Source organism: Mycolicibacillus koreensis (assembly GCF_002104795.1).
GTDB classification, from domain to species: Bacteria; Actinomycetota; Actinomycetes; order Mycobacteriales; family Mycobacteriaceae; genus Mycobacterium; species Mycobacterium koreense.
Map to the genome: position 1 here is coordinate 46,950 of NZ_NCXO01000029.1, position 7,784 is coordinate 54,733.

A 7,784-nucleotide genomic window follows, 5' to 3' on the forward strand; every position below is an offset into this window, starting at 1 on the left:
GGACACCTCCGATCGTGCTGCACACAATCGCCTCCCTGGCCTTGGCGGCCCCGCGGCGGGTGCTCGCGGTGGCCGTGCTGGTGATGGCCGCCGCCGCGGTCTTCGGAGTGCCGGTGGTCGGCACCTTGTCCGCCGGCGGTTTCCAGGACCCCGCCGCCGAGTCGGCGCAGGCCACGGCGTTGCTCGCGGAGAAATTCCAGCAGAGCGACCAGCAGCTGCTGGTGCTGATCACCGCCGACGCCGGGGTCGGCGCGAAACCGGTGAGCCAGGTCGGCTCGGAGATCACCGGGCAGCTCGCCGACTCCCCGTGGGTACTCAGCGTCGACTCCGCGTGGACGCCCGGGGCGCAGGCCGCGCAGCTGACCAGCCGGGACGGTCGATCCGGGCTGATCGTCGCCAACCTCGCCGGCGGGGAGAACAACGCCCAGCGCTACGCCGACACGCTGGCCGCCGACCTGCCCGGCGACCGGGACGGGGTGCGGGTGCGCGCCGGGGGCAGTGCCATGGTCTACGCCCAGATCAACGCGCAGACCGAGCATGACCTGCTGGTGATGGAGTCGATCGCCATCCCGTTGAGCTTCGTGGTGCTGGTGTGGGTGTTCGGCGGGATGCTGGCGGCCGCCCTGCCGGTGGCGGTGGGGGCGCTGGCGATCGTCGGGTCGATGGCGGTGCTGCGGTTGATCACGTTCACCACCGACGTCTCGGTTTTCGCGCTGAACCTCACCGTGGCGATGGGGCTGGCGCTGGCCATCGACTACACCCTGCTGATCATCAGCCGCTACCGCGACGAACTGGCCGACGGGGTCGAGCCGCGGCTGGCCCTGATCCGCACGGTCGCCACCGCCGGACGCACCGTGTTGTTCTCCGCGGTGACGGTGGCGCTGTCGGTCTCGGCGATGGTGCTGTTCCCGATGTACTTCCTCAAATCCTTCGCCTACGCCGGGGTGGCGACCGTCGCGTTCGCCGCGTTCGCCGCGGTCGTGGTGACCCCGGCGGCGATCGTGCTGCTCGGCCCGCGCCTGGACGCGCTCAACGTGCGGGCCCTGGGGCGCCGGCTGCGTCGTCGTCCCGCCCCGGCGCCGCGGCCGGTGCGCGACCTGTTCTGGTATCGCTGGTCGCACGCGGTGATGCGCCGGGCGGTGCTGGTGGGCACGGCGGTGGTGGTGCTGCTGCTTCTGCTGGGGGCGCCGTTCCTCGGGGTCCGCTGGGGCTTCCCCGACGAACGGGTGCTGCCCACCTCGGCGTCGGCGCACCAGGTCGGCGACCAGATGCGTGAGGACTTCGCCGACACCTCCGCCACCGCGGTCACCGTGGTCGTCCCCGACGCCGACGGACTCGACCCGGCCGCGCTGGACCGCTACGGGGCGGCGCTGTCCCAGGTCGACGACGTCTCCGCGGTGTCCACGCCGACCGCCACGTTCGTCGACGGTGTCCACTACGGCCCGCCCACCGCCGCCGGTCTGGCCGACGGCAGCGCCTATCTCACCGTCAGCAGCCACGCCCCGCTGTTCTCCGACGCCTCCGAACGTCAACTCGACGCGCTGCACGCCGTGCCCGGCCCCGACGGGCGGGCCGTGGCGATGGCGGGCCTTGCGCAGATCAACCGGGACAGCGTCGCGGCGATCACCTCCCGGATGCCGCTGGTGTTGACGGTGATCGCGGTCGTGACGTTCGCGCTGCTGTTCTTGCTCACCGGCTCGGTGGTGCTGCCGCTCAAGGCGCTGGTGCTCAACGTGCTGAGCTTGACCGCGGCGTTCGGGGCGCTGGTCTGGATCTTCCAGGAAGGGCACCTGGGGGCGTTCGGCACCACCCCGACCGGCACGCTGGTCGCCAACATGCCGGTGCTGCTGTTCTGCATCGCGTTCGGGTTGTCGATGGACTACGAGGTGTTTTTGCTCTCCCGCATCCGGGAGTACTGGCTGGACTCGGCGCAGACCCATGCCGACAACGACGAAAGCGTCGCGTTGGGGCTCGCGCGCACCGGCCGGGTGATCACCGCCGCGGCGCTGATCATGTCGATCTCGTTCGCCGCGCTGATCGCCGCGCAGGTGTCGTTCATGCGGATGTTCGGGGTGGGGCTGACCGTCGCGATCCTCGTCGACGCGACCCTGGTGCGGATGGTGTTGGTGCCGGCGTTCATGCACGTGCTGGGCCGCTGGAACTGGTGGGCGCCGCCGGCGCTGACCCGGCTGCACCACCGCATCGGCATCAGCGAATCCAGCGGATAGGGTCGAAGACGCCCCACACACGTCCCCCGGAGGTACCTCGTGAGCGCCACCGCCACCGTCAACAACCCGTTTTTCGCCCGGGTCTGGACCTACCTGTCGGCCCACGAGACCGAGTGGCTGCACGACCGGCGTCGGGAGAACCTGGCCGGGCTGACCGGACGGGTGCTGGAGGTCGGGGCCGGCACCGGCACCAACTTCGCGTTCTACCCCGCCACGGTCACGCAGGTGGTGGCCGTCGAGCCGGAGCCGCGGCTGCGTGAGGTGGCCGAGCGGGCCGCGGCCGCCGCGCCGGTCCCGGTGACGGTGCGCGCCGGCACCGCCGAAGACCTCCCGGCCGGTGACCCGTTCGACGCGGTGGTGTGTTCGCTGATGCTGTGCTCGGTGGCCGACCCGGACGCGGTGCTGCGCCGGCTCGCCGACCAGGTGCGTCCCGGTGGGCAGCTGCGCTACTTCGAACACGTCGCCAGCCCCGGCCCGCGCGGCGGGCTGCAGCGCGCCGTCGACGCCACCTTCTGGCCGCGCCTGTTCGGCAACTGCCACACCCACCGCGACACCGAGGCCAGCATCGTCGCGGCCGGTTTCGTCGCCGCGGACTCCCGCCGCGGCCACCAGTTCCCGCGCTGGGCGCCGGTGCCGGTCTCGGAGTTCGTGCTGGGCCGCGCGGTCAAACCGGCCTGAGACCGCCGCGTCAGCGGTCGCCGAGCAGCGTCGGCAGCCGCGGCAGCAGGGTGGGCAGCGCCTGGCTGGCCGACTCGCGCACCACGACGGTGGCGCTGCTCGACAGCGGGGTGGGCTCCGGGTTGACCTCGACGACCACCGTGCCGCGCGCCAGCGCCATCTCCGGCAGCCCCGCCGCCGGGTAGACGATCGAGGAGGTGCCGACCACCACCACGACGTCGGCGGTCTCGGTGGCGTCCACCGCGCGCCGCCACGGCTCGGTGGGCAGTTGCTCACCGAACCAGACGATGTCGGGGCGGATCAGGTCACCGCAGCCGCAGTGCGGGGGATCGACCTCCAACGCCGGTTCGGTCATCTCCGGCAGCCGGCCCCGGTAGGGGGCGTCGCAGCCGGCGCAGCGGAACGCGAACAGGCTGCCGTGCAGATGCTGCACCCCGCGGCTGCCGGCGCGCTCATGCAGATCGTCGACGTTCTGGGTGATGACGGTGACCTCGGCGTGGTCCTCCCAGGCCGCCACCGCGCGGTGGCCGTCGTTGGGCTCGACGCGGCCCACCAGGTGGTGGCGCCACAGGTACCAGCCCCACACCCGCTCGGGATGCTGGCGCCAGCCGTCGACGCTGGAGAGCTCATAGGGGTCGAAGCGGGCCCACAAACCGTTCTTGTCGTCGCGGAACGTCGGCACCCCGCTTTCGGCGGAGATGCCCGCGCCGCTGAGCACCGCGATACGCATAGCCCCAACCTATCCGGGTCGGCCCGGTAGGAAGTCGGGGTGGGGCGATACTGGGGTCATGGACCCGGGGCAGTGGCGGCAATGGTTTCGCATCGACGACACCGCCGGCACGGCGCTGTTCGACCAGATCCGCAGCCAGATCGTCGACGGGGTGCAGGCCGGCACCCTGGCGCCGGGCACCCGGCTGCCGACGGTGCGCGACCTCGCCGCCGAACTGGGCTTGGCGGTCAACACCGTGGCGCGCGCCTACCGTGAGCTGGAGAGCGCCGGGGTGGTGGAGACCCGCCGGCGGTTCGGCACGTTCATCGCCCGCACCGACCCCACCGATGCGACGCTGGCGGCCGCGGCCGCCAGCTACGCCGACACCGTGCGCGGCTTGGGACTCGGCCGTGCCGAGGCGCTGGCCTATGTGGCGTCGGCGTTCGACGGGCCGAACTCGAGCAGTGTCAACGCGCCGCGCAGCCAGTCCAAAAGCGGCACCTGATAGCTGAAGCCCAAGATCGTGTTGAACATCAGTCCCCGCCCGGGTGGCAGCCGCAGATCGTGCACGGCGCTCACCCCCGGCACGGTGTCGACCAGCCTCGCCAGCTGCGACGGCGAGCGACTGAACGGCATCTCCGGGATCCGGTAGCGCGGCGACGGCTTCAGGCCGCGGCGGGTCAGCGCGGCCAGCCACATCGGGGGCAGGTCGAACAGCATCTGCGCACCCGGGAACCGTGCGGCGCAGGCGGCGATCAGCTCCAGCGCCTGCTCCGGCTGCAGATACATCAGCAGACCCTCGGCGGTGATGAACACACCGTCGTCGGGGTCGACGCGGTCCATCCAGCTGTAGTCCAGCGCGGACTGGGCGGCGGTGGTGATCCGCGGCGACGCCGGCAGCAGCCGTGTGCGCAGCTCGATCACCGGCGGCAGGTCGACGGTGAGCCACCGGAACTGCGGGTCGGCGATCTCGGCGTCCAGACGCCAGAAGCTGGTCTGCAGCCCCTCCGCCAGCGCCACCACCGTGGCCGACGGGTGCTCGCGCAGGTAGCGGGCGGTGTGGCTGTCGAACGCCCGGGCGCGCAGGGCCATGTCCTGACGGGTGTTGCCGAACTTGGCGTAGTCGAAGTCGATCGCGTCGGCCAACGCGATCGCCATCGGATCGTCGAGCACCGCGTCGGGCCGACGGGCCTCCCGGGCGCGGGAGTTCAACGTCAACAGTGCGGTCTCCGACACCCCGGTCAGCGTGGCCGTGTGTTTGGCTGCAGTCATCGACGCCATTGTGTCACTGGCTGGTGTCACTGTGCGCGAGCCAGCACCTTGCCCAGCGTGCGCAGATTGCGCGTCGTGGTCACCGGCTTGTAGCGCGCGGCGCCCATCGTGGCCCCGAGCGCGCTCTTCAGGGTGGTGTTCTTGGGAACCTGCCAGTACACGACACCGTCACCGCGGGCGATCTTCTCGTCGGCGCCGGCGGCCAGGCCCGCCAGTTCCTCCAGCGCGGCCGGGTCGGCGACGAAGGTGACGTAGGAGTGATAGCCGTCGACCTCGGGGGTGAACGGATAGTCGGCGGCGATCGCGCGCACCGCGGCCAGCTCGTAGACCAGCACCCAGGCCGGGTAGTCGAAGCGCTCCCTCAGCCGCTGTTGGGCGGTCTCGGTGACCGTCGCGCGATCGTGTTCCGAGTCGACCAGGATGTTGCCGCTGGCCAGCACCGTGCGCACGGCGGTGAACCCGGCGTCGGTGAGCGCGGCGGCCACGTCGGTCATCTTGAGGTTGACCCCGCCCACGTTGACCCCGCGCAGCAACAACACATAGGTAGTCACGGGACTCACCGTAGGGCCACAGCGCCCGCCGGCGACGTAGGCTTTGCCCATGGCACGCCACGTTTTCGACGACAAGCTGTTGGCCGTGATCCGGGGCAATTCGCTGGGGGTGCTGGCGACGGTGAAACGCGACGGGCGCCCGCAACTGTCGAATGTGTCCTACCACTTCGATCCGCAGGCGCTGGTGTTGCAGGTCTCGGTGACCGAACCGCGGGCGAAGACCCGCAACCTGCGCCGGGACCCGCGGGCGTCGATCCTGGTCAGCTCCGACGACGGCTGGTCCTACGCCGTCGCCGAGGGCACCGCCGACCTGTCCCCGCCGGCGGCGTCGCCGTCCGACGCCACCGTGGAGGGCCTGGTCTCGCTGTACCGCAACGTCGCCGGCGAGCATCCCGACTGGGACGACTACCGCCAGGCCATGGTCACCGACCGGCGGGTGCTGCTGACACTGCCGATCGAGCACCTCTACGGGATGCCGCCGGGGCTGCGGTAACCGCCGGGCGGGCCAGCAGCCGCGCCCCGCACAGCGCCACCAGGGTGAGCGCGGTGCAGTCCGCGCCCTGGTCTTTCAGGCCCCACTTCACCGAGATCAAGGTGGCCGCCCCGGCCACGCACAGCAGCACGCCGACGGCGGTGCTGCGCAGCCCGGTGGGGGTGACCGCGCCGCCGTCCCAGCCGGGCAACGGGGTGTTCTCCAGCGGGCGCAGCGCGACGAACAGCGCCGCGACCAGCACGGTCATCACCGCCGTCTGCGCCACGCTGAGCACGATCAGGTTCGGCTCGCCGGGGTAGCGCGCCCAGCCGAGGTAGTCGAAGACCAGATGCATGCCCAGCAGGGCGGGCATGTGCCACAGGTACAGCGTCATCGCGCCGGAGTTGCCGATCGCCGCCAGCCACCACACCCGCGGCCGGCGGGCCCACCGGTCGATCGCCGGGGCGACGGCGATCGCGAAGCAGCACATCATCACCGCATGACCGGCCAGCAGCAGCGACGGCGGCGACATGTTCGCCAACCGCTGGCCGTCGATGCCGACCAGGCTCAGGTCATACGGACCCCAGTGCACCAGGGCGAGGTTGACCGCCAGCATGATCAGTCCGCCGAACCAGGCCGCCTGCGCCGAGAGCAGTCGCCGTCGGTAGGCCACCCCGAGCATGCCGGGGATCAGCCACACCGCCATGTTCAGATAGCCCAGCGCCACCGGGGCGTCGGTGTGCAGACGCACCACGTCGACGACCGCGACGACGGCGTACACCCCGGCGAGCCCCAGCAGCAACCGGGTGACGGTGGTGATCCGGTGCAGCAGCGGCACCGCCGCCAGCACCAGGGTGTAGGCGCCGAGGAACCACAGCAGCTGCACGCTGATCCCGGCGATCGACTGGTAGACCCGGATCGGCAGGATCGCGTGTAGGCCGAGCAGCGCCACCGCCCAGAACCCCAGGTAGTAAAAGACCGGCCGGTACAACCGGGTGGCGCGGCGCAGCAGCCATCCACCCCAGCTTCCGCCCGGGCGCCACGAGTTCACGCTGGCGGCCATGCCGGCGAAAAAGAACAGCGGCATGATCTGGAACACCCAGGTCAGGGCCTGGAAGATCACCGACTCGGTGAGCAGGTTGCCCCAGACGAAGACACCGTCGCGGATCACGCTGGTCGCCATGATCGTGTGCCCGGCGACCACTCCGACCAGCGCAACGATTCTGATCACGTCGATCACGCGGTCACGGTCGGCCGGGGTCTGTGCGGCCACCTCGGCAGGGGAGGGGAATCTCAGCAGGTGCGTCATGGGAAAAACGCTAACCGCGACGACCCTAGGTAGTTCCCCCCGTTTTCGCCGCCCGGCGCGGGCCTACTTGACCGGGCAGGCGTACTGGCGGGCGACGTCCATCAGCCGCTGATCGGCGCCGGGGCCGATCACGCCCTGGGCGGCCAGCTCCCAGCCGATCAACCCGGGCACCCCGCCCTCACAGGCCTGGTGGGCGACCCGCCAGGCGGTGTCGGGGTTGAGGTGAAACCCGTTGCGTTCCAGGCCCTGCATGTAGTTGTCGAATTCCGGGGTGCCCTGATCGGGGATCGCGTTCGCCGCGCCGGCGAAGGCGACCGCGGCGACCAGCGCACCGAACAGCGCCGTCATCACACGTGTCATGGTCATCTCCTGAAGGCTTCGTGACACGTCCGATTATTGCTGACGGGCCCGACAATTGTTGCGCCGAGGATGTTCTTCGCGGCTTCTGCGACCGATCACCGCGACCACCGGGCACTCGATGACGACGATGACTATCGGCGCCGATCGTCGCCGCCGCGCGGTGTTCCTCCGCGAGGTTCGCAGACACGGCCGTTCGACCGCTGTC

9 protein-coding genes are annotated in these 7,784 nt (G+C 71.0%); 4 read left to right on the forward strand and 5 right to left on the reverse strand.

Annotated elements, in window-relative coordinates:
• Positions 1-14: 14 nt before the first annotated feature.
• Both B8W67_RS13130 and B8W67_RS13135 read left to right on the forward strand, forming a co-directional pair.
• Positions 15-2,228: an MMPL family transporter gene (locus B8W67_RS13130; protein WP_069392531.1), complete on the forward strand. Its 2,214-nt coding sequence runs from the start codon at positions 15-17 to the stop codon at positions 2,226-2,228.
• Between the two features lie 39 nt (positions 2,229-2,267).
• Positions 2,268-2,906, forward strand: coding sequence for a class I SAM-dependent methyltransferase (locus B8W67_RS13135; protein ID WP_069392532.1), 639 nt, complete (start codon positions 2,268-2,270; stop codon positions 2,904-2,906).
• Positions 2,907-2,916: 10 nt separating this feature from the next.
• Here the strand turns inward: B8W67_RS13135 and B8W67_RS13140 are convergent, their stop codons facing one another.
• On the reverse strand, positions 2,917-3,636 hold the full coding sequence (locus tag B8W67_RS13140; RefSeq protein WP_069392533.1) for an NAD-dependent deacylase: 720 nt from the start codon (positions 3,634-3,636) through the stop codon (positions 2,917-2,919).
• A gap of 58 nt (positions 3,637-3,694) precedes the next feature.
• Here B8W67_RS13140 and B8W67_RS13145 point away from each other — a divergent pair, with 58 nt between their 5' ends.
• Positions 3,695-4,120: an Rv1152 family transcriptional regulator gene (locus B8W67_RS13145; protein WP_069392534.1), complete on the forward strand. Its 426-nt coding sequence runs from the start codon at positions 3,695-3,697 to the stop codon at positions 4,118-4,120.
• Here the strand turns inward: B8W67_RS13145 and B8W67_RS13150 are convergent.
• Entirely contained in the window at positions 4,042-4,896 is an 855-nt protein-coding gene (locus B8W67_RS13150) for a class I SAM-dependent methyltransferase (protein WP_372507488.1), read from the reverse strand. The genes B8W67_RS13145 and B8W67_RS13150 overlap by 79 nt on opposite strands.
• Before the next feature lie 17 nt (positions 4,897-4,913).
• Positions 4,914-5,438: a DUF1697 domain-containing protein gene (locus B8W67_RS13155; RefSeq protein ID WP_069392535.1), complete on the reverse strand. Its 525-nt coding sequence runs from the start codon at positions 5,436-5,438 to the stop codon at positions 4,914-4,916.
• A gap of 49 nt (positions 5,439-5,487) precedes the next feature.
• Here B8W67_RS13155 and B8W67_RS13160 point away from each other — a divergent pair, with 49 nt between their 5' ends.
• Positions 5,488-5,931: a PPOX class F420-dependent oxidoreductase gene (locus tag B8W67_RS13160; protein WP_069392536.1), complete on the forward strand. Its 444-nt coding sequence runs from the start codon at positions 5,488-5,490 to the stop codon at positions 5,929-5,931.
• On the opposite strand, the gene B8W67_RS13165 is transcribed toward B8W67_RS13160, so the two are convergent.
• The gene (locus tag B8W67_RS13165) at positions 5,861-7,219 is read right to left on the reverse strand and encodes an acyltransferase family protein (protein ID WP_085304424.1); all 1,359 of its coding nucleotides are present in this window, start codon (positions 7,217-7,219) and stop codon (positions 5,861-5,863) included. The two genes, B8W67_RS13160 and B8W67_RS13165, sit on opposite strands and share 71 nt — an antisense overlap.
• Before the next feature lie 63 nt (positions 7,220-7,282).
• Positions 7,283-7,585: a DUF732 domain-containing protein gene (locus B8W67_RS13170; RefSeq protein WP_069392538.1), complete on the reverse strand. Its 303-nt coding sequence runs from the start codon at positions 7,583-7,585 to the stop codon at positions 7,283-7,285.
• Positions 7,586-7,784: the final 199 nt, after the last annotated feature.